This window comes from Streptomyces sp. NPDC050439, from assembly GCF_040655335.1.
Lineage (GTDB): Bacteria > Actinomycetota > Actinomycetes > Streptomycetales > Streptomycetaceae > Streptomyces.
Map to the genome: position 1 here is coordinate 163042 of NZ_JBFAJT010000009.1, position 20759 is coordinate 183800.

Annotated in this window: 19 protein-coding genes and 1 tRNA gene; 13 read left to right on the top strand and 7 right to left on the bottom strand. The window is 70.6% G+C overall.

The features are described 5' to 3' along the window. Window positions 1-153 precede the first annotated feature (153 nt). The gene (locus AB0I66_RS33240) at window positions 154-2859 is read right to left on the bottom strand and encodes an SUKH-4 family immunity protein (RefSeq protein WP_363211702.1); all 2706 of its coding nucleotides are present in this window, start codon (window positions 2857-2859) and stop codon (window positions 154-156) included. A gap of 7 nt (window positions 2860-2866) precedes the next feature. Beyond that, on the bottom strand, window positions 2867-3853 hold the full coding sequence (locus tag AB0I66_RS33245; RefSeq protein WP_363211703.1) for an SMI1/KNR4 family protein: 987 nt from the start codon (window positions 3851-3853) through the stop codon (window positions 2867-2869). A gap of 314 nt (window positions 3854-4167) precedes the next feature. Between AB0I66_RS33245 and AB0I66_RS33250 the strand changes: the two genes are divergently transcribed. Beyond that, window positions 4168-4725 carry a YwqJ-related putative deaminase gene (locus AB0I66_RS33250; RefSeq protein ID WP_363211704.1) on the top strand — a complete coding sequence of 186 codons (558 nt, stop codon included), beginning with the start codon at window positions 4168-4170 and terminating at the stop codon, window positions 4723-4725. Between the two features lie 46 nt (window positions 4726-4771). Further along, window positions 4772-5299 (top strand): SUKH-3 domain-containing protein, encoded by a 528-nt coding sequence (locus AB0I66_RS33255; protein ID WP_363211705.1) that lies wholly within the window; start codon window positions 4772-4774, stop codon window positions 5297-5299. A 165-nt stretch (window positions 5300-5464) separates the two neighbouring features. Here the strand turns inward: AB0I66_RS33255 and AB0I66_RS33260 are convergent, their stop codons facing one another. After that, the gene (locus tag AB0I66_RS33260; RefSeq protein ID WP_363211706.1) at window positions 5465-6784 is read right to left on the bottom strand and encodes a histidine kinase; all 1320 of its coding nucleotides are present in this window, start codon (window positions 6782-6784) and stop codon (window positions 5465-5467) included. Between the two features lie 167 nt (window positions 6785-6951). On the opposite strand from AB0I66_RS33260, the gene AB0I66_RS33265 reads away from it, so the two are divergent. The 7 genes from AB0I66_RS33265 to AB0I66_RS33295 all read left to right on the top strand — a co-directional run bounded on the left by AB0I66_RS33265 (window position 6952) and on the right by AB0I66_RS33295 (window position 12610). After that, on the top strand, window positions 6952-7821 hold the full coding sequence (locus AB0I66_RS33265; protein WP_363211707.1) for a hypothetical protein: 870 nt from the start codon (window positions 6952-6954) through the stop codon (window positions 7819-7821). Window positions 7822-7832: 11 nt separating this feature from the next. Further along, window positions 7833-7903, top strand: a tRNA-Gln gene (locus tag AB0I66_RS33270). A 116-nt stretch (window positions 7904-8019) separates the two neighbouring features. Beyond that, a complete protein-coding gene (glmU, locus tag AB0I66_RS33275; RefSeq protein WP_363211708.1) occupies window positions 8020-9477 on the top strand; it encodes a bifunctional UDP-N-acetylglucosamine diphosphorylase/glucosamine-1-phosphate N-acetyltransferase GlmU in 1458 nt (485 codons plus the stop codon). Window positions 9478-9612: 135 nt separating this feature from the next. After that, complete coding sequence (locus tag AB0I66_RS33280; protein ID WP_363211709.1) at window positions 9613-10590, top strand: ribose-phosphate diphosphokinase; 978 nt, start codon at window positions 9613-9615, stop codon at window positions 10588-10590. Between the two features lie 191 nt (window positions 10591-10781). Next, window positions 10782-11375: a 50S ribosomal protein L25/general stress protein Ctc gene (locus AB0I66_RS33285; protein WP_363211710.1), complete on the top strand. Its 594-nt coding sequence runs from the start codon at window positions 10782-10784 to the stop codon at window positions 11373-11375. Window positions 11376-11471: 96 nt separating this feature from the next. Continuing rightward, the gene (gene pth / locus AB0I66_RS33290; RefSeq protein ID WP_363211711.1) at window positions 11472-12074 is read left to right on the top strand and encodes an aminoacyl-tRNA hydrolase; all 603 of its coding nucleotides are present in this window, start codon (window positions 11472-11474) and stop codon (window positions 12072-12074) included. A 74-nt stretch (window positions 12075-12148) separates the two neighbouring features. Continuing rightward, window positions 12149-12610: a hypothetical protein gene (locus AB0I66_RS33295; protein ID WP_363211712.1), complete on the top strand. Its 462-nt coding sequence runs from the start codon at window positions 12149-12151 to the stop codon at window positions 12608-12610. A 144-nt stretch (window positions 12611-12754) separates the two neighbouring features. On the opposite strand, the gene ppc is transcribed toward AB0I66_RS33295, so the two are convergent. Continuing rightward, window positions 12755-15487, bottom strand: coding sequence for a phosphoenolpyruvate carboxylase (gene ppc / locus AB0I66_RS33300; protein ID WP_363211713.1), 2733 nt, complete (start codon window positions 15485-15487; stop codon window positions 12755-12757). A gap of 289 nt (window positions 15488-15776) precedes the next feature. Here ppc and AB0I66_RS33305 point away from each other — a divergent pair, with 289 nt between their 5' ends. Together AB0I66_RS33305 and AB0I66_RS33310 are read left to right on the top strand one after the other, a co-directional pair. Continuing rightward, window positions 15777-16784: a fatty acid desaturase gene (locus AB0I66_RS33305; RefSeq protein ID WP_363211714.1), complete on the top strand. Its 1008-nt coding sequence runs from the start codon at window positions 15777-15779 to the stop codon at window positions 16782-16784. Further along, on the top strand, window positions 16781-17467 hold the full coding sequence (locus tag AB0I66_RS33310) for a TetR/AcrR family transcriptional regulator (RefSeq protein ID WP_363211715.1): 687 nt from the start codon (window positions 16781-16783) through the stop codon (window positions 17465-17467). Before AB0I66_RS33305 ends, AB0I66_RS33310 begins: the two co-directional genes overlap by 4 nt. 15 nt (window positions 17468-17482) lie before the next feature. Here the strand turns inward: AB0I66_RS33310 and AB0I66_RS33315 are convergent, their stop codons facing one another. Together AB0I66_RS33315 and AB0I66_RS33320 are read right to left on the bottom strand one after the other, a co-directional pair. After that, the gene (locus AB0I66_RS33315) at window positions 17483-17848 is read right to left on the bottom strand and encodes a VOC family protein (protein ID WP_363211716.1); all 366 of its coding nucleotides are present in this window, start codon (window positions 17846-17848) and stop codon (window positions 17483-17485) included. Continuing rightward, window positions 17848-18681 (bottom strand): trans-aconitate 2-methyltransferase, encoded by an 834-nt coding sequence (locus AB0I66_RS33320; RefSeq protein WP_363211717.1) that lies wholly within the window; start codon window positions 18679-18681, stop codon window positions 17848-17850. The genes AB0I66_RS33315 and AB0I66_RS33320 overlap by 1 nt, the downstream gene beginning before the upstream one ends. 113 nt (window positions 18682-18794) lie before the next feature. On the opposite strand from AB0I66_RS33320, the gene AB0I66_RS33325 reads away from it, so the two are divergent. Further along, on the top strand, window positions 18795-19292 hold the full coding sequence (locus AB0I66_RS33325) for a MarR family transcriptional regulator (protein ID WP_363211718.1): 498 nt from the start codon (window positions 18795-18797) through the stop codon (window positions 19290-19292). On the opposite strand, the gene AB0I66_RS33330 is transcribed toward AB0I66_RS33325, so the two are convergent. Continuing rightward, window positions 19251-20027: a response regulator transcription factor gene (locus AB0I66_RS33330; protein WP_360770453.1), complete on the bottom strand. Its 777-nt coding sequence runs from the start codon at window positions 20025-20027 to the stop codon at window positions 19251-19253. The two genes, AB0I66_RS33325 and AB0I66_RS33330, sit on opposite strands and share 42 nt — an antisense overlap. Before the next feature lie 276 nt (window positions 20028-20303). On the opposite strand from AB0I66_RS33330, the gene AB0I66_RS33335 reads away from it, so the two are divergent. Beyond that, window positions 20304-20747: a GNAT family N-acetyltransferase gene (locus tag AB0I66_RS33335; protein WP_363211719.1), complete on the top strand. Its 444-nt coding sequence runs from the start codon at window positions 20304-20306 to the stop codon at window positions 20745-20747. Window positions 20748-20759 lie beyond the last annotated feature (12 nt).

The window sequence follows — 20759 nt, forward strand, 5'->3', positions numbered from 1 at the left end:
TCGCGGCGCGACAGGCACGACTCCGGCGACCCCATCAAAATCGCCGCGAAGCGGCGGCCAGGGCTACGCGCGAGGCCGCAGCCCGAGCACGCAGGAGGCGCCCGACCCGGAGAATGGGTCGAGCGCCTCGGACACCTGCCGGGGGGCGGCGGGCTACAGCAAGCCGTCCCACATCTGCTCGAGCAGCACCGACCACCAGCTCTCCGGCGAAGCCAACGCCGCCGGGTCGAGCGCGGCCAGCTGCCCCTGGAAGTCCACGGTCCAGCGGCCCGCCTGCTCCTGGTTAAGCCCGTACCGCAGCCGCCACATGCGGCCGAGCAGCGCCAGGCAGCGCGCGAACTCCGGCAGCCCCGTGTTCACGAACTGCGGCGGCACCGGAGCACCACCGGGCCCGGACTCCACCGGCACGGCAACGATGTTCGCCGTGCCGTACTGGACACAGATCGCGCGGCCGAAGTCACTGCCCATCACGAGGTACGACCCGGCGTCCGACGCCGGCTGCACCCCGCGCTCCTGCGCCGTCTCGGCGAGCGTCGGCACCGGACGGCCCGGCTGGGCCTGCGCCCAGAAGAACGGACCGAAGTCGACCGGCAGACCCGCCACCACGAGCGTGTGCGCCACGAGGTCGGGCACGCCCTGCCGCGACACCGCACGCTGGTCGAAGCGGAAGATGCCGGGCCCGAACGCGGCCATCAGCTCCTGCGCCACGCCCTCCGGCGGGATCGGCGGCGCGGGCTGCACCTGCGGCAGCGGCGCGCGTACCGGCGCGGGGCGCGCCGGACCGTCCGCGACCTGGTGCAACTCGGCCTGGTGCGCGATGAGCTGCTGCATGCCGCCCTGCCGGGAACCGTGGTCCCTGCCGTACGGGGCGATGCTCGTGATCCGCGCCTGCGGCCAGGTCTCCCGGATCATGCGGGCGCAGTACGCGCCGGGCAGCTCGCAGGACTCCAGCTCGGTGTGGAGTTCGAGCACCTGCTGCGGCGGCACGTTCATGCCGCGCAGCTCGTGCAGGATCTGCCACTCCGGGTGCGGCGTGCCGGGCGCCGAGCGGCGGATGAGCTGCTGCTCGGAGCCGTCCTGCGCGCGGTAGCGGAGTACGGCCTGATAGCCGGGGCCGACGGTCGGCTGACCGGTGGGCGGCTGCGGGTAGCCGTAGGGCTGACCGGGTACGGGCTGACCCGGCGCGGGCGGCGGCATGCCGGGAGCACCCGGAGCGCCGGGAGCCTGCGGCGGCATGGGCGCACCGGGACCGCCGACCGCGGGACCGGCCAGCATCGTCGCGGCGTGGTGAACACCGCCACCGGGAGCGCCAGGAGCACCGGGAGCTCCCGGAGCCGCAGGCGGCTGGGGCGCACCAGGAGCGCCCGGAGCGCCGGGCGGACCGGGCGGACCGGGAGGCTGCGGGGCACCAGGAGCGCCGGGAGCACCCGGCGGCTTGATCCCACCAGGGCCACCCAGACTCGGGTCCGCCAGCATCGTCGCCGCATGGTGCACACCACCGGGAGGCGTACCCGGAGCACCGGGCGGGCCAGGAGGCTGCGGAGCACCCGGAGCACCCGGAGCACCCGGCGGCTTGATCCCACCGGGACCGCCCAGACTCGGGTCCGCCAGCATCGTCGCCGCATGGTGCACACCACCAGGGGGCGTACCCGGAGCACCCGGCGGCTTCGGCGCGTCCGGAGCCGGAGCCGCGGGCGGCTGAGGTCCGTCGGGGCCGAGCGCCGACACGAACTGCGTCGGGACGTAACCGCCCGCAGGGGCGCCCGGAGCACCGGGCCCCGACGGCGGCGGCGTACCGCCCGGCGGCATGCCCGGAGTCCCCGGGGCACCGGGAGGCGGCGGCGTGCTCGCACCGCCGCTGCCACGCGCACCACGCGGCGGGGCCTGCGCCTTGCTGGTCGCGGCGTCGGCGATGTCCCCCGCGCCGGGCGGCACGGAACCCTGCGGGTAGCCGTACGCGGACGGGTCAGGAGCGCTCACGCCCGGAGGCGGCGGCATGTTCACCGCGGCACCGGCGGGCGGCGGGGGCAGGTTCGGCCCCGGAGCAGCCGGCGGCTGCGTGCCGGGAGAGCCCGCCCCCGGAGGCGGCGGCAAGTTCGGGCCGTCAAGCGCGGGCGCCACCGTCGTCGACGGAAGGCCGCTCCCGCCGTGCATCAGCGCGGTCTTGGCCTCCGGCGCCACACCGGGCGGCGCAGTGTCGTCGTCACCGCCGACCAGCGGCGGCGCGAACACCGTCGCGGGCGCGGGCACCGAACGGTCGTCGCCGGAGTCCGCGTTGGTGTCCGTACCGGCCCACGGGGTGGCACCGACAGGCGCGCCACTCGACCCCCCGGCCGCGGGCCACGGCGTACCGCCACCGGGCGCCTCGGGAGAAGCGGACGCGGCGGGAGCCACGGGCGCCGCATCCGAGGGACCCGCATCCGAAGGACCCGCCCCCGCGGACGCACCCGCGCCCGAGGACGACTCCCCCCTGCGATCCGGGATGCCCAGCTTGTCCGCCGCCTCCTGGAGCCACTCGGGAGGGCTCAACAGGAACGACGTCTGATTCAGGTCGACCCGCTCCGGAGGTGCCGGCGCCGCGTCCTCCGGCGCCGTCTCCGGCGTGCCGTACTCCTCCTCGTACCGGCGGATCACCTCACCGACCGGCAGACACGGCCAGAGCGTGGCGTCGCCGCTGTCCCGCGCGATGACGAGCCGCTGACGGCCGCCGTCGGACACCGGACCGTTCTCACGGTCCTCCGCCCACACGACGAAACCCAGCTCGAACTCCCGTACCCGCACCGCACGATGCTGGTAGCCGGGCACATCGCCGTTGATCCATTCCTCGGCGCGCTCCTGCGCCTGCGCGAAGGTCACCATCGCCAAGTCACTCCCCCACCGGGACGGCGCGCGCGAAGCCACCGTCCACCATCAGGTTCGCCACGGTCTCCAACTCCGGCGGGTTACCCGCCAGACGGGACAAGAACGCGTCGAAGTCGTCACCGCACGGCAGCAGCAGCCGCTGCACCCGCTCGGCGGGCTGCCAGCCCACCGTCTCCGAGACGTCCCGTGCGTCGTCGTACGCGCAGAACCACACCGAACCGATCTGGTCACCCTTGACCTTCACGGCCAGGATGCCGCCCTGCACGAAACCGACCCCCAAGTAGTCCTTGGTGAGATGGTCACGCAGGCACTTGTTCACGTACACCAGGTCGTTGACCGCGGCCTCGTCCCGCACCGTGAAGAACGGCTGGTCGATCAGGAGACCGAGCTCCGCGTCGAGCGCCGTACCCACCGGCGCACAGCCGCCCGCCGCCTTCAGGAACGAACGGTAGGCGCCGGGCAGCCGGTACCCCAGCTCCTCCTCCGCGCCGAGGATCTCCTGCTCGCTCACCGCGACCGCCGACTTCGGCAGCGCGAGATGCGCGGGCCGGGTCTCCTGCAGCGGGCGCGTACCCCTCTTGTCCTGGTCCACCGGCGTCGTGGCGAGCCCGCCGTGATGCCGCAGGAGCGCCTTCACCTCCACCGGGACCAGCTCCAGACGCCGGCCGCCCGGCACGTGGTGCCAGGTCCAGCCGTGCGGGGTCGCCACCGGCGGAATCGTGTCCCACAGGTCATGGTCCGCCGCGGCCATCGCCGCGTTCGCGGAGACATAGTCCGTCAGGCGCAGCTCGTCGACACCGAAGCCCTCCGGGGGCTCGGCGATCTCGGCGGCCGCACGCGCGTAGGCCGAGAAGTCCGGATGGCCGTGCTCGTCCACGCGCACGCCTCTGGGATGGCGCGTGGCCCGGACCGGGTCCGGGAAGTGCACGACCTGCCCGGCGTAGGCCGCGTTCGGCGGTGCGGCTTGCTGCCCCAGCCGACCTGTCGTCATGGCGGTTGCCCCCTGCGGCACTGTTAATGGTTTCGCGGATCGGTGTGCGTGGATCGATGTGCGTGGATCGTGCGACTTCGTCCTGCGTTCCGCGGTCTGCGGATGTCGACAGCCTATGCGCAAGGACGACACCGGTCACCGGGCCTCCGGTTCCATGACCAGCAGCCACCGGACCGTCACCGTGCGACGAAAGCCGGGCGTGTCGCGGTGCCCCAGCTTCCGCACCACCCGCCCCATTTGGCAGGCTGTCCCCGCAACGCGGGGGCGTGGCACACGCGGTCACAGCCGCGAGTTGCGGGGAGGGAAGCACCACCATGCACACGGCACAGACCGGTACGGCCCACAGTACGGCGGCCACGACGGCGCCCTCGGCGACCGCCGAGCACCTCGCCGACGCGGGAGATCCACGCGTCGGCTGGAGCAGCGCGTCCGCGCACGCACCCGTCCTGCGCCAGCGCCGCGACGGCATACTTCCCACCGTCGCCGCCGCGCTCTCCGTGCGCGGCGCGACCCTCACGAGCACCGCGGGCCGCGGCGAGGAACCGCCCTCCCTGCACCCCCTCGTACAGGACTTCCTCGACACCCTCACAAGCAGTCAGCGCGAACGCTTCACCGGGCGGTGCGCCGAAGCCATCCTCATCTCGCGCCACCTCACGACGGCCGACGCGAGCCGCTCCAAACGCGCGGCACGCAAACCGATGACCAACGGCGAGGCCCGCAAGGCCCTCAAGCACGCCAAGCTCACCACCCGCCGCATCCGTGAGGACGGCGACCCGCTGCACGGCGGCTTCGCCCGCCCCTGCCGCTCCTGCACCGCCCTCACAGCGCACTTCGGCGTACGGATCGTGGAACCCGCGACACCCGAATCCTGATCCCCACCACCGAGCCGCTGACCCCGAACCGCAACGAGGGCCACCCATGCACGCCGAACAGCACACCGAGAACGCCGCGCACGCCACCCAGACCGCCGCGTCACCCCGCTTCCCCGTCCCCGTCGACGCCGCCCTGCGCGCGGCCGGCTGGACCCCCGGACGGTGGGACATAAAGCAGGCCGAGATCTGGGCCGACGTCCTGCGCCGCCACACCTCGCCCGCGGGACACCAGCACGCCGTCTTCCCCGCCGCCGTCGAGGCCTGGGCCGAATTCGGCGGACTGCACATCACCCCGCAGGGCCCCGGCCGCCACATAGCGCCCGCCGCCGTGCACCTGGACCCCCTCTACGGCCTCCACCTCGCCCGCACCCTCGGCGACCTGGGCCGCGCCCTCGACACCGAGGTGTGCCCCATAGGAGAGGAGACGGAGACCCAGGCACTCCTGGCCATCGACGCGGAAGGCCGCGTCTACAGCCTCGACCACAGCGGCGACTGGTACCTGGGCGCCCACATCGACGAGGCCCTCGCCACCCTGGCCTCCGGCACCCAACCGGAACGCCTCAAGGCGGGCTGAGAAGAGCCCGCCGACGACCGGCGCGCGGGCCCCGCGACAGTGGCCGGCCGCCATTGACGACGTCGGGCCGGGCAGGCCGAGAAACCGCCCGACGACTGCGCCCCTCCGAAGGCAGGCCGCGGACCTCCGCAAGCGGGCCGCGGACCCGCCCCGCGGCTACGCCGCCTAGGCCGCCGCCGGCAGTACCGCCGACACCCGGAAGCCGCCCGCGTCCGTCGGGCCCGAGACGAAGACGCCGCCCAGCGCGACGACCCGCTCCTTCATGCCCACCAGGCCATTGCCCCCACTGGGCAGCCGGGCGTCACCGGGACCCACCTCCGGCGGCGGCTCGTTCTCCACCTGCATCGCGATCTCCGCACCGCGATGCGCGAGACGCACGTACGTCTTGGCGCCCGCGGCATGCTTGTGGACGTTGGTCAACGCCTCCTGGACCACCCGGTACGCGGTCTGCTCGACGTCCGCCGCGTACGCACGCGACTCACCCTCCACGGACAGATCCACCGCCATCCCCGCCGCACGGGACTGCCCCACCAACTCGTCCAGCTCCGCCAGACACGGCCCGTCCTCGTCCACCGCACGCGACGCCGCGGCGGCAGCGGCGAACCCGACGGCGGCCAACGGCATCACGTCCGAGACCGACCCGTGCCGGCCCCCCGCCGGCGTCGGCTCCCCCGTCCGCAGCACACCCAGCATCTCGCGCAACTCCGTCAGCGCCTGCCGCCCCATGTCACCCACGAGAGCCGCGTTCTTCACGGCCTTCTCGGGATCCTTCCGCGCGACAGCCTGCAACGCGGCGGCATGCACGACCATCAGACTCACCCGGTGCGCGACCACATCGTGCATCTCCCGCGCGATCCGGGTCCGCTCCTCGTTACGCGCCCACTCCGCCCGCTCCTCGGCCCGCTCGGCCAGCAGCTGCAACTCGCCCTTCAGGCTGTCGGCACGCTCCCGAAGACTCTCCATCAGCCGCCGCCGCGCCCCGATATACAGCCCCAGCAGAATGGGCGGCGCGGTCAGACCGATGGACGTGGTGATCGCGATGAACGGTATGAACCCCTCCGCGAACCCCAGATCCCCGCTCTCCATGTCCTGCCGAGTCCGCACGAGCGTCACGATGAGCGTCCCCAGCAAGGACATCCCGGCGAGCGACCCGATGATCCGCCGGGGCAATTCGGAGGCGGCCAGCGTGTAAAGCCCGACGACCGTAAGAAAGATCCCCATCTGAGCAGGCGTGATCGCAATGGAAATGAGCACCACGGCGATCGGCCACCGCCGCCGCAACACCAGCGAAGCGCCCGCCACCACCCCGAACGCGACCCCCACCCCCGTGGGAATCCCCGTGTCCCCCGCGAACGTGATCCCCTCGGCCCCGCACTCCGCGGCCGAGGCCAACGCGAGCCCCACGTCCAGCACGGCACTGCGCCGCCGCTCCCACCACCACGGCCCACTCACGGCCGCGCTGTGGTTCTCCCCCGTCGTGGTCATGCCTTCCAGCCTACGGGCGACAAGCCCTCCTTTTCCGGCGAGTTTCCGGCTCGGTGATCGAACGCACGCGCTGTTCGATGCGAAACGAAACGGCCAGAAATCCCTCGAACTGTTGAACCGCTCCCGGTTCCCGGCCGGACGTTCGCATTCCGGACGAGGGTCGTCGCATGACAGAGATCACGGGCAAGTACGCCGACTTCGAGGGACTGCGGGAGCGGGCGATCGCCTTGCGGCGAGAAGGGCTGAGCCGCCGCCAGATCCGCGACCGACTGCACGTCGACAACAACGACATACTGAACCGCCTCCTGGAGGGCGAGCCTGCACCGGAGTGGACGAAGCGCCCGAACGCGAAGGACGACCTTCGGGAGCGGGCGCGGGAACTGCGGGGCCAGGGCCTGACCTACGACCAGATCCAGGTCGAGCTGGGCTGCTCGAAGGGTTCGATCTCCCTGTGGGTACGGGATCTGCCCAAGCCCGAGCGGAGGGACCCCTCCGAGCAGGCCAAGCTGGCGGGGCGGAAGCGGTGGGAACACGAGCTCGCGGTGCGGGACGCCGAGAGGCGGCGCACGAAGGAAGCCGCCGCCCAGTCGATCGGGAGGATGACGGAGCGCGAGCTCTTTTTGGCGGGCGTAGCCCTCTATTGGGCAGAGGGGACCAAGGACAAGCCGTACGCCCGCCGCGAGAACGTCACGTTCGTGAACAGCGACCCCGGCATGATCAAGGTGTTCCTGGCCTGGCTCGGCCTCCTCGGCGTGGAGCGACACCGCCTGCGCTTCTCCGTGATGATCCACGAATCCGCCGACGTGACGGCCGCGGAGCTCTACTGGGCCGACCTCGTCGGCCCGGACCAGACCTTCAACAAGACGACGCTCAAGAAGCACAACCCCAGGACCGTCCGCAAGAACGTGGGCCCCGACTACCGAGGCTGCCTGGTGGTCAAAGTCCTTCAGAGCGCCGACTTGTACCGTCGCATCGAAGGCGCTTGGTACGGCATAGTGTTGTCCGCGCACCGACTCGACCAGTCGAATCGGACATAAGGCGCAGACCATCCCGGGTCGTCTAATGGCAGGACAAATGGTTTTGGTCCATTGAATGAGGGTTCGATTCCTTCCCCGGGAGCAGCGCAGAACGGGTCCTGACCTCAAGGTCAGGACCCGCCCTCATTTCCGGCCCGCATCGCCCCGGTATCCTGCGGATGTCCACTCCCCGCACATTCGAAGCCGAAGGGCACCCCCGTGAGCGCCAACAGCCCGGCAGCCGTCGTCGTCCTTGCAGCGGGTGAGGGCACCCGTATGAAGTCGGCCACCCCCAAGGTCCTGCATGAGATCTGTGGGCGTTCCCTCATCGGGCATGTGCTCGAAGCCGCGTACGCGCTGAGCCCGGAGCGGCTCGTCACCGTCGTCGGGTTCGCCCGCGAGCAGGTCATCGCGCATCTGGGGACGATCGCTCCGGACGTGCGCACGGCGTACCAGAGCGAGCAGAAGGGCACGGGCCACGCGGTCCGCATCGGTCTGGACGAGCTCGGCGGTGCCGTCGACGGGACCGTCATCGTCGTGTGTGGTGACACTCCGCTGCTGACCGGCGCGACGCTGCGGAAGCTGGCCGAGACGCACACGGGTGACGGCAACGCCGTGACCGTGCTGACCGCCGAGGTTCCGGACGCGACCGGCTACGGGCGGATCGTGCGGGACGGCGAGAGCGGCGCGGTGACCGGCATCGTCGAGCACAAGGACGCCACCGAGAAGCAGCGCCTGATCCGTGAGATCAACTCGGGTGTGTTCGCGTTCGACGGGCAGCTCCTGGCGAAGGCGCTGGGCAAGGTGCGTACGGACAACAGTCAGGGCGAGGAGTATCTGACGGATGTCCTGGGGATCCTGCGGGAGGCGGGGCATCGCGTGGGGGCGGCCGTCACCGGCGACCACGAGGAGATCGCGGGGATCAACAACCGTGTGCAACTGGCTCAGGCGCGTCGGACCTTGAACGACCGGCTGCTGACCGAGGCGATGCTGGCGGGTGTCACGGTCGTGGATCCGGCGTCGACGTGGGTGGACGCGACGGTGACGTACGAGCAGGACGCGCTCGTGCACCCGGGTACGCAGTTGCAGGGGACCACGCATCTCGGTGAGGGCTCCGAGGTGGGCCCCAACTCGCGTCTGCTGAACGTCAGGGTGGGCGCGGGGGCGCGGGTGGACAACACGGTGGCGTACGACTCGGAGGTCGGGGAGCAGGCGAGCGTCGGTCCGTTCGCGTATCTGCGGCCGGGTACGCGGCTCGGTCTGAAGGCGAAGGCCGGCACGTTCGTGGAGATGAAGAACTCGAACATCGGCGAGGGCACGAAGGTTCCGCATCTGTCGTACGTGGGTGACGCGACGATCGGTGATTTCACCAACATCGGTGCTGCCAGCGTCTTTGTGAACTACGACGGTGAGGCGAAGCACCACACGACGGTGGGGTCGCACTGCAAGACCGGTTCGGACAACATGTTTGTGGCTCCTGTCACTGTTGGGGACGGGGCTTACACGGCGGCGGGTTCGGTCATCACGAAGGATGTTCCGGCGGGTTCGCTGGCCGTGGCCCGTGGGCAGCAACGGAATATCGAGGGTTGGGTGGCGCGCAAGCGTCCGGGGAGCGCGGCCGCGAGGGCGGCGGAGGCGTCGTCCGGGGAGCCCGGGAATCCGGCAAGCGGAAGCTGACCGGAAACAGGTGCGTCGGACACGGCGTACCGTGATAGATGCACACCATTTCGGCCGGCTCAGCGCTTCGGGACTGTGTTTTCCGGGGCGCGTGAGGACGGCAGCGGGAAGAACTCGTCTGAGGAGACTAGTGCTGTGACCGGGATCAAGACGACCGGCGAGAAGAAGTTGATGCTCTTCTCCGGCCGCGCCCACCCCGAGTTGGCCGAGGAGGTCGCACACAAGCTGGGTGTCGGCATCGTGCCGACGAAGGCCTTCGATTTCGCCAACGGCGAGATCTATGTGCGGTATCAGGAGTCGGCTCGTGGCGCGGACTGCTTCTTGATCCAGAGCCACACGGCTCCGATCAACAAGTGGATCATGGAGCAGTTGATCATGATCGACGCGCTGAAGCGCGCGTCGGCACGCTCCATCACCGTGATCGTGCCGTTCTACGGCTACGCGCGCCAGGACAAGAAGCACCGCGGCCGTGAGCCGATCTCGGCCCGCATGGTGGCGGACCTGATGAAGACGGCGGGCGCGGACCGCATCCTCACGGTCGACCTGCACACGGACCAGATCCAGGGCTTTTTCGACGGCCCGGTCGACCACCTCTTCGCGCTGCCGGTCCTCGCGGACTACGTGGGCGCGAAGGTGGACCGTTCGAAGCTGACGGTGGTCTCGCCCGACGCCGGCCGTGTCCGCGTCGCCGACCGCTGGTGCGACCGGCTGGGCGCGCCGCTGGCGATCGTGCACAAGCGCCGTGACAAGGACGTCGCCAATCAGGTCACCGTGCACGAGGTCGTCGGTGACGTGAAGGGCCGTGTCTGTGTCCTGGTCGACGACATGATCGACACGGGTGGCACGATCTGCGCCGCCGCCGACGCGCTGTTCGCGCACGGTGCGGAGGACGTCATCGTGACGGCGACGCACGGTGTGCTCTCCGGTCCGGCCGCGGACCGTCTGAAGAACTCCAAGGTGAGCGAGTTCGTGTTCACGGACACGCTGCCCGACCCGGGTGATCTGGAGCTCGACAAGATCACGGTGCTCTCGATCGCGCCGACCATCGCGAACGCGGTGCGTGAGGTCTTCGAGGACGGTTCGGTGACGAGCCTCTTCGACGAGCAGGCGTAGCCTCCGCGGGCTCACTGAAGATCGATTTCTGGGGCGGCCTCCCCGCCGGGTAGACTCACGGAGTTGCTCGGCGAGGGAGGCCGTACTCATATGAGGTACGGCTGTCCGTTATCGACGCGCTCTTCGTAGCAGGCCGCCAGTCGTGGCCGGGTGACCGACCTTTCTGTCACCACTTTTTACGAGGAGTGCACATGTCCGAGGTGAAGATCTCCGCGGAGCTCCGCAACGAGTTCGGCAAGGGCGCCGCCCGCCGTCTGCGTCGCGAGGACAAGCTGCCCGCCGTTGTCTACGGCCACGGCGCTGACCCCATGCACATCACGCTGCCGCACCACGGCACCCTGATGGCGCTGAAGACCCCGAACGTCCTGATCAACCTGGACATCGACGGCAAGAGCCAGCTGGTCATCCCCAAGGCCGTCCAGCGTGACGCCGTGCGCATCGGCATCCTCGAGCACGTCGACCTGCTTCTCGTCCGCAAGGGCGAGAAGGTCAACGTCGACATCTACGTGCACACCGAGGGCGAGCTCGCCCCGGGCGGCAACCTGCTCGAGCACGTGCTGAACGCGCTGCCCGTCGAGGCCGAGGCCACGCACATCCCGGAGTCGGTCACCGTCTCCATCGCCGGTCTCGAGGCCGGTGCGACCGTCCTCGCCAAGGACATCAAGCTGCCCGAGGGCACGACCCTGGCCGTCGAGGAGGACACCGTCGTCCTGCAGGTCCTGGCCGCGCAGGCCGAGGAGGCCTCGGAGACCGAGGCCGAGGGCGACGCCGCCGCCGAGGCCTGAGCCTTCGCCTTGCTCGACTGAGCTCCTCTGGGCTCGACTCTGCCGACCGCCGCTCCGCGCTCCTGCGCGGGGCGGCGGTTGGGCTATGAAGGAGACATGCAGATGACGACGGACCCCAGTGCGCCGTGGCTGATCGTGGGTCTGGGCAATCCAGGCCCTGGGTACGCCATGAACCGGCACAACGTGGGTTTCATGGTGGCCGATCTCCTCGCGGAGCGGATCGGTGGCTCGTTCAAGCGGAGCGGGCGTGCGCAGGCGCAGGTGCTCGAGGGCCGGATCGGTCCCGCGGGTCCGGGGAGCCGCCGTGTCGTGCTGGCGAAGCCGATGTCGTACATGAATGTGTCGGGTGGTCCGGTGACGGCGCTGCGCGATTTCTACAAGGTGCCGACGGCGAACATCGTGGCGGTGCATGACGAGCTGGACATCGATTACGGCACGCTGCGGCTGAAGCTGGGCGGCGGCGACAACGGGCACAACGGTCTGAAGTCGATGACGAAGGCGATGGGTCCCGACTATCACCGGGTGCGGTTCGGGATCGGGCGTCCGCCGGGGCGGATGCAGGTCGCGGACTTCGTGCTGAAGGACTTCTCGTCGGCGGAGCGCAAGGAGCTCGGTTATTTCGTGGACCGGGCCGCGGATGCGGCTGAGGCTCTGGTGATCGAGGGCCTGGAGCGGGCGCAGAGTTCGTACAACTCCTGACAACTCATGGCAACTCCTTGGCGGTGGCCCAGGAGTGTTGACTGAGCGCAGGCTCATGGCCAAGGATCGCCGCCATGAACGCGCTCCTTCTCCTTCGCCGGGTGGCGATGGGCGCGCTCGCGGCGCTGTTGCTCGTCGCGGGTGTCTGGGCGTCCTGGGGCACGGCGCAGCACGTGATGCTCACCGATGAGCGTGAGCGGGGCACGATGCGGGTGGCGCGCTGCTCCTCCGACACGTGCGTCGGTCCGTATGTTCCTTCGACCGCTGGTTTTCAGCCGCGTGCGGAGGTCGTGATCGACCGTTCCATCGCGGAGGAGAAGGGGGTGCGGGTGCCGGTGGCGGTGAAGCCCGGCACCGACGAGGTCGTCCGCACGGGTGGCCCCGGGTTCCTCCACGCGTGGCTGCCGCTGGGCGGCGCGCTGCTGCTGTCCTCGGTGGTGGTGGCCGGCGGCCTGCGCCTGCCCCGCACGGCGTGGGCCCTGGCCTTGGCGGGCGCCGCCTTGCTGACGGCGTCCTTCGCGACGCTGACGTTCTAGATGTCTCCCGCCCGCCGCAAACGGGTGGGTGGGCGGGAGAAATCCGCCGCGAAGCGGGCGGCACGGGCAGAGGCGAGGGCGCCCAAGGTGCCCGGGAGCGCAACAACCGCGCCCCGCGAGCAAAGGCGCCCCCGCCAGAGAAAATCAGCCGGTGTTGCGCAGGCCCGCCGCGACGCCGTTGACGGTGAGGAGGAGGGCGCGGCCCAGGAGGGGGTCCGGCTCCTCGCCCGCCGCTGCCGCGTCACGCTGACGCTTCAGGAGCGCGACCTGGAGGTACGAGATCGGGTCCAGGTAGGCGTCACGGATGCCGAAGGTCTGCTGGAGCTCCGGGTGGGAGTCGAGCAGCTTCGTGCCGCCGGTGATGCGCAGGACTTCCTGCACGGTCAGCGCGTGCTCGGCCTCGATGTCGTCGAAGACGTGCTTCAGCTCGTCGGGGACGAGGGTGTCCACGTAGTGACGGGCGATCCGCAGGTCCGTCTTGGCAAGGGTCATCTCGACGTTCGAGAGGAAGTTGCGGAAGAAGTGCCAGTGCTCGTGCATCTCGCCGAGCACGGTGTCCAGACCGGCTTCCCGCAGGGCCTTGAGGCCGGAGCCGACGCCGAACCAGCCGGGCACGATCTGCCGCGACTGGGTCCAGCCGAAGACCCACGGGATGGCGCGCAGTCCGTCGAGCGAGACGCCCGAGCCGGGGCGGCGGGAGGGCCGCGAGCCCAGGTGCAGGTCGGCGAGCTGGTCCACCGGCGTCGACGCGAGGAAGTACGTCGGCAGGTCCGGGTCCTCGACGAGCCGCCGGTAGGCGGAGTGCGCGGCGTCCGAGACGACGTCCATCGCGGCGTCCCAGCGGGCGAGCGCCTCGTCGGACTGGCGGGGAGAGGTGTGCAGGGCGGATGCCTGCAGCGTCGCCGCCACGGTCAGTTCGAGGTTCTCCCTGGCCAGGGACGGCACGAGGTACTTGTCGGAGATGACCTCGCCCTGCTCGGTCACCTTGATCTCGCCCTCCAGCGTGCCCCACGGCTGCGCGAGGATCGCGTCGTGCGAGGGGCCGCCGCCACGGCCGACGGTGCCGCCGCGGCCGTGGAAGAGACGCAGCCGCACGCCGTAGCGGTGCGCGACGTCGCGGAGCCTGCGCTGGGCGCGGTGGATCTCCCACTGCGAGGTGGTGATGCCGCCGAACTTGGAGGAGTCGGAGTAACCGAGCATGACCTCCTGGACGTCGCCCCGCAGCGCGACGAGCCTGCGGTACGAGGGGTCGGCGAGCATCTCGTCGAGGATGACGTCGGCGGCGCGCAGCTCGTCCGTCGTCTCCAGGAGCGGCACGATGCCGATCTTCGCCCAGCCGGCGTGCAGGTCGATCAGGCCCGCCTCGCGGGCAAGCACCGCGGCCGCGAACACGTCGTCGGCGCCCTGGCACATCGAGATGATGTACGACTCGATGACCTCGGGCCCGAAGACCTGCAGGGCCTTCTTGACGGTGAGGAAGACGCCGAGGGTCTTCTCGCCGGCGGCGTCCAGCGGGGCCGGCTGCGGGCCGAGCGGCCTGCGCGAGCGCAGCTCCTTGGCGAGCAGCTTCTGCCGGTACTCGCGCGGCATGTCCACGTAACGCCAGGACTCCTCGCCCAGGCGGTCGAAGAGCTGGCCGAGCGCGTGGTGGTGGGCGTCGGCGTGCTCGCGTACGTCCATGGTGGCGAGCTGGAGGCCGAACGCGGCGAGCGTACGGATCGTGCGGTTCATCCGGCCGTCGGCGAACAGGGCGCCCTTGTGCTCGCGCAGCGACGTCTGGACGAGGGTGAGGTCGTGCAGGAGCTCGCCGGTGCCGAGGTAGTCGCGGCCGTCCTCGTGGGCGGTGCCGCGGGCCAGGCGCTCCTTGGTGTTCTCCAGCTTCTGCCGGATGCAGGTGGCCTTGAGGCGGTAGGGCTCCTCGGCGTTCAGCCGCTTGTAGCGGGGGCTGATCTCGGGCAGCCGCTCCAGGTCGAGCTGGAGGGATGCCTTCAGTTCCTCGGTGGCTCCGGTGTAGCGGATGGAGTTGGAGAGGAAGCCGCGCAGCTCGTCGACGAGGGCGAGGGCGTCGTTGATGCCGTGCTCGTGCTGGAGGATCAGGACGTCCCAGGTGACGGCGGGCGTCACGTTCGGGTTGCCGTCGCGGTCGCCGCCGATCCAGGTGCCGAAGGTGAGCGGCCGGGTGCCTTCCGGCAGCTGGACGCCGACCCGCTCCAGCTCCGCGGTGAGGTCTTCGAGGACGTCACCGACGGCGCCGGCGTGCAGCTCGTCCAGGTAGTAGATGGCGTTGCGGGCCTCGTCCGCGGGTTCCGGACGGACGACGCGCAGCTCGTCGGTCTGCCACACCAGGTCGATGCTCTCGGCCAGGCGGGTGTCGTGACGGCGCCGGTCGGACTCGATGACCGGGGTCTCCAGGAGCTCGGCGATGCGGCGCAGCTTGTTCAGGACGGAGCGGCGGGCGGCCTCCGTGGGGTGCGCGGTGAAGACGGGGCGCACGTTCAGGTGTTCCACGGTCTGGCGCAGGTGCTCGGGGTCGGCGTCCTTGAGCCGGTCGGCGGTTCGGGCGAGGAGCCCGCCCTCGGCGGCCCTGCGGGCGCGCAGCTCGCGTCCGCGGTGGACCTGCTCGGTCACGTTCGCCAGGTGGAAGTACGTGGAGAAGGCGCGGACGAGCTTGGCCGCGGTCTCCAGTTCGGTGCCACCGAGCAGGCGCGCGGCGGCCTCGCCGTCCTCACGGGTCAGGCGGCGGACCTTCTCGACCAGTTCGAGGAGCTCGGAGCCCTCCTGACGTACGAGGGTCTCGCCCAGCAGATCGCCGAGGCGGCGGATGTCGGCGCGCAGCTCGGTGCTGGCTGTGGTGGTCTGGTCGTCGGCACTGCTCACAGGTGCGGCTCCTTGCAGTGTTGAAGCACGTCAGGTCTGGGAGGGGTCCCCGGCCGGATATGAATCCGTGTTCCGGGGGAATGAGAGAGAGCGGACCGCGCTGTCCGACCGATTCCAAGGATAGGTGTCACATCGCGGCACGGACTCGCGGCCTCTTGCCGCCGGGTTCCGCGCTGCCATACTTACGTCGCCGTAGGTTACGGGACCGTAGCCAACACGGGACCCGTGATCGTGCGCCCGCCGCACCCGCGCCGTGACCCTCACCCTCGACCCCACAGGGGACGTGCCCATGACCACATCTTCCGATGCGTATTCCGACACTGATGTGATCGAAGACGCTTCGCCCTCCCCCACACCCTCCGGCTCTCCCACCCCTTCCGCGACGCTGGGCGGTGAGCAGAAACGTTCGCTGGAGCAGCTGGCGCTGCTGCTCTTCATCACCGTCCCGTTCCTCGCCCTGCTCTTGGCGGTGCCGCTGGCCTGGGGCTGGGGGGTGAGCTGGCTGGACCTCGGCCTGCTGGTGTTCATGTACTACCTGGGCTGCCACGGCATCACGATCGGTTTCCACCGTTACTTCACGCACGGCTCCTTCAAGGCGAAGCGTCCGCTGCGGATCGCGCTCGCCGTGGCGGGGTCGATGGCGGTCGAGGGTCCGCTGGTGCGCTGGGTGGCGGATCACCGCAAGCACCACAAGTTCTCCGACGCGGAGGGCGACCCGCACTCGCCGTGGCGCTTCGGTGAGACGGTCCCGGCCCTGATGAAGGGCCTGTGGTGGGCGCACATCGGATGGATGTTCGACGAGGAGCAGACGTCGCAGGAGAAGTACGCGCCGGACCTGATCAAGGACCCGGCGCTGCGCGCGGTCTCCCGTCAGTTCCTGCTCTGGACGATCGTGTCCCTGGCGATCCCGCCGCTGGTCGGCGGTCTGGTGACGATGTCGTGGTGGGGTGCCTTCACGGCGTTCTTCTGGGGGTCGCTGGTCCGGGTCGCGCTGCTGCACCACGTGACGTGGTCGATCAACTCGATCTGCCACGCGGTCGGCAAGCGCCCCTTCAAGTCGCGTGACCGCTCCGGCAACGTGTGGTGGCTCGCGGTCCTGTCCTGCGGCGAGTCCTGGCACAACCTCCATCACGCCGACCCGACGTCGGCGCGGCACGGTGTGCTGAAGGGCCAGGTCGACTCGTCGGCGCGGATCATCCGCTGGTGCGAGCAGCTGGGGTGGGCGACGGATGTCCGCTGGCCGTCGGAGTCCCGTATCGACGCCCGCCGGAAGCAGAAGACCGTCGGCCCGGCATGATTGACGACGTGGCGACCGACTCCAGCAATTCCAGCCCCTCCAGCAAAGAGAAGCAGCCCCGGCGTGCGCGCCGGACCCGGATGACGGGTGCCGAGCGCCGGGAGCAGTTGCTGGACATCGGCCGCACCCTCTTCGCCGCCAAGGGCTTCGAGGGCACGTCGGTGGAGGAGATCGCGGCCAAGGCCGGGGTCTCCAAGCCGGTCGTGTACGAGCACTTCGGCGGCAAGGAAGGTCTGTACGCGGTGGTGGTGGACCGCGAGATGCGGGCGCTGCTCGACGGTGTGACGGGCGCGCTGACGGCGGGCCATCCGCGTGAGCTCCTCGAACAGGCGGCGTTCGCCCTCCTGGACTACATCGAGACGTACACGGACGGTTTCCGCATCCTGGTCCGTGACTCGCCGGTGGCGCAGTCGACGGGCACCTTCGCCTCGCTCATCTCGGACATCGCGACGCAGGTCGAGGACATCCTGGGCCAGGAGTTCAAGACGCGGGGCTTCGACCAGAAGCTGGCGCCGCTGTACGCGCAGGCGCTGGTCGGCATGGTCGCGCTGACGGGTCAGTGGTGGCTGGACGTCCGCAAGCCGAAGAAGGCGGAGGTGGCGGCGCATCTGGTGAACCTGGCGTGGCACGGCCTGGACGGCCTGGAACCGAAGCCGCGCCTGATAGGCCACCGCAAGAGCTAGCACCCCGGCCCCGGGCTACGGCTGCTCCGGTTCCAGGAATTCCAGGCGGTTGCCCACCGGGTCGTCGGCGTAGCAGCGCCGGTGGCCCGGCAGGGCGTCGTCCCAGGTGACGGGGGTGCCCCGGGAGGCGAGGCGTTCCGCGAACGCGGTGATGTCCCGTACCCGCAGCCCTGGGTGCGCCTTCCGTGCGGGGCGGAAGTCGGCCTCGATGCCGAGGTGGAGCTGTACGGCCCCCGAGAGGAACCAGCAGCCGCCCCGCGCGGCCAGCGCCGGCGGCTTGGGGATCTCCGTCATGCCGAGCACGCCGCCGTAGAAGGCCCGCAGCGCGGGCTCGCTGCCGGGCGGGGCGGCCAGCTGTACGTGATCGACGGCCACCAGCATCAGGCCCCGCCCTTCCGTGCCACCCCGAAGACCCTGCGGAAGGGGAACACCGTGCCGCCGCTCCCCGCCGGATATGCCTTGCGCAGCAGCTCGCGGTACTCGGCGAGGAACGCGTCCCTGGCCTGCGGGTCCTCCTCCAGCGCCGTGAGGACCGGCCGCAGGCCCGTCCCCTTCACCCAGTCCAGGACCGGGTCCTCGCCCTGAAGGAGATGCAGGTACGTCGTCTCCCAGACGTCCGCCTCGCAGCCGAGCCCCACCAGCCGTTCCAGGTAGGCCGTCGGCGTGAGCACCGCGTCCGCGTGCCGCAGCCGCCCGCCGAGCCGGTCCCGCCACCGCGCGGACTCGCTGAGCTCCCGCATCAGTACGTGGCTGGGGGCGTCGAAGTTGCCGGGGACTTGGAAGGCGAAGGTGCCGCCGGGGGTGAGCGCCGCGGTCCAGGCGGGGAAGGATTCGGGGTGGCCGGGGACCCACTGCAGGGTCGCGTTGGACAGGATCAGGTCGTACGTCCCCTCGGGCGGGGTCCAGTCGCCCGCGTCCGCCGGGGCGAAGTCGAGGCGGCCGCCGCCGGACGTGGGGCCCGCAAGGCGCTCGGCCTGCTCCAGCATCTGGGGGGAGTTGTCGAAGCCGGTGATGTGCGCGGTGGGCCAGCGTTCGGCGAGGAGCCGGGTGACGTTGCCGGGGCCGCAGCCCAGGTCCGCGACGCGTGGCGGGCGGCCGCCGGTGGCGGGGAGTTCGGGGATGCGGGCCAGCAGGTCCACGAAGGGGCGGGCGCGGTGCCCCTCGTGACGCAGGTACTGGCCGGGATCCCAGGTGGGGGCGGGGGCTGCGGACATGGGGCGGGACCTCCTCGATAAGACTCCGTACAGACGCCGTACCGCCATACTCAACCCCGAAGTATCTTGACGTCAAGAGACTTCATGTCGACAGACCCTCTACACTGATCGTCATGGAGGACGAGGTCGACCGTCTGGTCGCAGCATGGCGCCGGGAGCGCCCCGACCTCGACGTGGAACCACTCGAGGTGCTCAGTCGCGTCAGCAGGCTCGCGCGGCATCTCGACAGGGCCCGCAGGCTCGCGTTCTCCGAGCACCATCTGGAGCCCTGGGAGTTCGACGTGCTGACGTCGCTGCGGCGCGCGGGCGCGCCCTACCAGCTCTCCCCCGGACAGCTCCTCACCCAGACCCTGGTCACGTCCGGCACGATGACCAACCGCATCGACCGGCTCGCGAAGAAGGGCCTCGTCGAGCGGCTGCCCGATCCGAGCGACCGGCGGGGCGTGCTCGTGCGGCTGACCGGCGAAGGGCAGGACCGCGCGGACCAGGCCCTCGCCGGACTCCTCAAGCAGGAACGGGCGATCCTCGCCGAGCTCTCGCGCGGACAGCGCGGCGAACTCGCCGGGCTGCTACGCCAGTTGACCGCCCCGTTCGACAACATCCCCGGCTAGGTCGACCGGACCGACCCCTGCCCTGCGCGCGAGCGCGACGGCGGCGAGCGTGGAGTGGACACCCAGCTTCCCCAGCACGTTCTGCATGTGCGTGCGAACGGTGTGCGGGGAGAGGAAAAGCCGCTCGGCGACCGCCTTCCTGCCGAGACCCGCCACCATGCAGCGGAGCACCTCACGCTCGCGCGGGGTCAGCGACTCCACCAGGCGCTCGGATTCCGTGCGGTGCTTGCGGGCGGCGGTCAGCTCGCGCAGGACGCCGGTGAGCAGCGCGGGCGGCAGATGCGTCTCCTCGCGCAGCACCCCCCGGATGACCGTCAGGAGCCGGGAGAGCGAGCAATCCTTGGCGACCCAGCCCGAGGCGCCGGCCTGCAGCGCGAGGGCGGCCCTGCGCGGGTCGTCCTTCTCGGCGAGCACGACCGTACGGACCATCGGCTGGCCCGAACGGACCCCGGCCACCAGGGAGATGCCGTCCACCAGGCCGTCGGCGTTGCCCTCCTGCACGGAAGGCGCGGGGCGGACACCCTGCATGGCGCTCGCGGACGCGCCCAGATCGGCGTCGACGAGCAGCACGTCGTATCTGCGCCCCTCGGCTATCGCCCGCTCCAGGCAGCGCAGTGCGGCCGGGCCACTGCCCGCCGCGGACACGTCGACGTCGGGCTCCGCCGCCAGTGCCGCCGCGAGCGACTCGGCGAAGATGCGATGGTCGTCGACGACCAGGACTCGGATACGAACCACTGAAACCCCCTTCCCCAGGCTCTCCTCGAAGAGCAGGGGATACCCCGACCTCGGAGGACGTACGGTGCGGGCACGACACCCGGAACGGGGATCGCCGCAGTCGCACGGCCGCCGCCGAGCTGTGACTGCCACCCCCACGCCGGGTGTCGTACCCGACTGTCTCGCCCCCTGATCAGTGCCGGCCCCCACCGGCACTGCCACTCAGAGTAGGGCCGCACGGCAGGAGCGGAAGGTAATTTACAGAACTGACTGGCCAGCGCGTTTAGGGTGAGCCGTATGTTTCGTATTGAGACAGGAGTCGACAAAGACCGGTTCGCTCTGCTCCTCGCCGGTCTCGAGGACGCGAACTCCGCGGCGTCCCCCGTGATCCGTGCCCTGCGCGACACCCCGCAGGACCGCGAAATACCACTGGCCGTCTGGCTCATGGACGAGACGGAAGGCCTCGCGGGCGGTCTCGCCGGACACACCTGGGGCCGCTGGCTCCACGTCAACTACCTCTGGGTCAGCCGGAAACACCAGGGTGCGGGCCTGGGCGCAAGCCTCCTGGCGGAGGCGGAACGCATCGCACGCGAGGAACGCGAATGCGTCAACTCCCGAGTGGAGACCTGGGACTTCCAGGCCCCGGGCTTCTACCGCGGCCAGGGCTACGAGGTCGTCTCGGTGATCCCGGACTACCCGGAGGGCGCAAAGGAGTTCACCCTGACGAAGCGGCTCAGCTGAAGCCACCCTCCT

Excerpts from the sequence above, each read along its gene's own strand:
- AB0I66_RS33240 (WP_363211702.1), bottom strand. The coding sequence starts at position 2,859 with ATGGTGACCTTCGCGCAGGCGCAGGAGCGCGCCGAGGAATGGATCAAC.
- AB0I66_RS33245 (WP_363211703.1), bottom strand. The coding sequence starts at position 3,853 with ATGACGACAGGTCGGCTGGGGCAGCAAGCCGCACCGCCGAACGCGGCC.
- AB0I66_RS33250 (WP_363211704.1), top strand. The coding sequence starts at position 4,168 with ATGCACACGGCACAGACCGGTACGGCCCACAGTACGGCGGCCACGACG.
- AB0I66_RS33255 (WP_363211705.1), top strand. The coding sequence starts at position 4,772 with ATGCACGCCGAACAGCACACCGAGAACGCCGCGCACGCCACCCAGACC.
- AB0I66_RS33260 (WP_363211706.1), bottom strand. The coding sequence starts at position 6,784 with ATGACCACGACGGGGGAGAACCACAGCGCGGCCGTGAGTGGGCCGTGG.
- AB0I66_RS33265 (WP_363211707.1), top strand. The coding sequence starts at position 6,952 with ATGACAGAGATCACGGGCAAGTACGCCGACTTCGAGGGACTGCGGGAG.
- AB0I66_RS33285 (WP_363211710.1), top strand. The coding sequence starts at position 10,782 with ATGTCCGAGGTGAAGATCTCCGCGGAGCTCCGCAACGAGTTCGGCAAG.
- pth (WP_363211711.1), top strand. The coding sequence starts at position 11,472 with ATGCAGATGACGACGGACCCCAGTGCGCCGTGGCTGATCGTGGGTCTG.
- AB0I66_RS33295 (WP_363211712.1), top strand. The coding sequence starts at position 12,149 with ATGAACGCGCTCCTTCTCCTTCGCCGGGTGGCGATGGGCGCGCTCGCG.
- AB0I66_RS33305 (WP_363211714.1), top strand. The coding sequence starts at position 15,777 with ATGACCACATCTTCCGATGCGTATTCCGACACTGATGTGATCGAAGAC.
- AB0I66_RS33310 (WP_363211715.1), top strand. The coding sequence starts at position 16,781 with ATGATTGACGACGTGGCGACCGACTCCAGCAATTCCAGCCCCTCCAGC.
- AB0I66_RS33315 (WP_363211716.1), bottom strand. The coding sequence starts at position 17,848 with ATGCTGGTGGCCGTCGATCACGTACAGCTGGCCGCCCCGCCCGGCAGC.
- AB0I66_RS33320 (WP_363211717.1), bottom strand. The coding sequence starts at position 18,681 with ATGTCCGCAGCCCCCGCCCCCACCTGGGATCCCGGCCAGTACCTGCGT.
- AB0I66_RS33325 (WP_363211718.1), top strand. The coding sequence starts at position 18,795 with ATGGAGGACGAGGTCGACCGTCTGGTCGCAGCATGGCGCCGGGAGCGC.
- AB0I66_RS33335 (WP_363211719.1), top strand. The coding sequence starts at position 20,304 with ATGTTTCGTATTGAGACAGGAGTCGACAAAGACCGGTTCGCTCTGCTC.